A 1591-nucleotide genomic window follows, 5' to 3' on the forward strand; every position below is an offset into this window, starting at 1 on the left:
CGCTGCGGGCGGCGGGACGGCCGGGGAGCGCTGAAGCGCACCGGAGCCGGAGGCCCCCGTGGTCAGCGGGCCTCCCCCTCGACGACGTCCACGCGCCAGGCCGCGAGGCGCTCCGCCATCGGCCCCGTCCCGTCGAGCACACGGCGCGCGAAGGCGTCCCGTTCGTGCGCGAGGACGGCGGCCTCCCAGACGCAGGGCGCCAGCCCGGCCCGCCCCGGCCGGAGTTGGTCCGGCCGCCCCGCGGGGCCGACGAAGACGGCGAGGTCGGACATGTACCCCTCGATCCAGGTGTGCACGAGGACGTAGTCGCCGTCGCCGCCCGCGTGCACGATCAGCACGGCGAGGCCGAGCGAGCCGCGCGCCCGGCCGAGCTCCAGATGCGGCCGCGCGAGCCCGAGCGCGGTCGCCTCCTCCCGCTCCGTCACCGTCCGCCCCGGCACCTCGACCGCGTACACCTTCACGAGATGCCCGCCGGCCTCGCGGGTCCCCAACGCCCTTACGGCACGCGCGTGATGCTCCTCCGCGAGGCCGTTCAGCCGCTCCACGTCGACGGCTTCCGGCAGGTCGGGCCACACCTGCGGTCGCATGTCGCTGAGTTCGCTCATCGACCCATCATGCCGAGCCGTCCCCGCCGTCCGACGGCGGGGTCCAGGGGCGTGCCCCCCGCCACTTCCCCCCGTCATTCCCCTGTCCGTACCGACCAGGCCCCGGCCGCCACCACGAGCGCCATCGCCGCGCACTCGCGCGGCCCGAGCCGCTCCCCCAGCACCGCGAACCCGACTCCGGCCCCCACGGCGGGCCCGAGCGCCAGCAGGACGCCGAAGCCGCGCGCGCCGATGCGCCGCAGCGCCAGCAGATCCAGGGAGTACGGGATCAGCGACGAGAGCAGCGCGACCAGGACCCCGGTGCCGAGGACGTGCGGGTGCGCGGCGACGGACCGCCCGTCGGCCACCGCCGCCACCGGCACCAGCAGGCAGGCCCCGATCCCGAGGGCCACGGTGAGCCCGTCCCAGCCGGGGAAGAGCCGCCCCACCCGCTGGTTGAGGACCACGTACCCGGCCCGGCAGAGCGCCGCCGCCGCGCCCGCCGCGATGCCCGCGCCGGACAGCGCGCCGCCGGGCACGGCGAGCAGCAGCACCCCGGCGAGGGCGAGCAGCCCGGCCAGCAGGTGCGCGGCCCTGCGGGCGAGGAGGAGCGCGAGGGTGAGCGGGCCGAGGAGTTCGAGGGTGGCGGCGACACCCAGCGGGAGGTGCCGGATCGCCTGGAAGTACGCGGCGTTCATGCCCGCGAGGACGACACCGAGACCGGCCGCGGCCCACCACTGGTGCGCGGTGAGCCGGGTGAGGCGCGGCCGGACCAGTACCCACAGGACGAGCGCGGCGAAGCCGAGCCGCATCCCCGCGAGCGCGGTGGGCCCGACCTGCCCGTACGCACCTTTGGCGACGGCGGAACCGAGTTGCAGACTGACGATCTGCGCGAGCACGAACACGACGGCGCCCCGCGCCGCCACGCCACGTCGCCGTCCGCCTCCGCCCACCTCGGGGCCACGACCCCGTCCCCCTCCCGCCTCAGGGCCACCGCCTCGTACGCC

General features: G+C 77.1%; 2 protein-coding genes. Both read right to left on the minus strand.

The features are described from left to right. Positions 1-62 precede the first annotated feature (62 nt). Positions 63-605 (minus strand): hypothetical protein, encoded by a 543-nt coding sequence (locus AOK22_RS38870; protein ID WP_244165288.1) that lies wholly within the window; start codon positions 603-605, stop codon positions 63-65. A gap of 74 nt (positions 606-679) precedes the next feature. After that, entirely contained in the window at positions 680-1510 is an 831-nt protein-coding gene (locus AOK22_RS38875) for an EamA family transporter (protein ID WP_055703328.1), read from the minus strand. Between the last annotated feature and the right edge of the window lie 81 nt (positions 1511-1591).

This window comes from Streptomyces silaceus (genome assembly GCF_001419745.1).
GTDB lineage: Bacteria > Actinomycetota > Actinomycetes > Streptomycetales > Streptomycetaceae > Streptomyces > Streptomyces silaceus.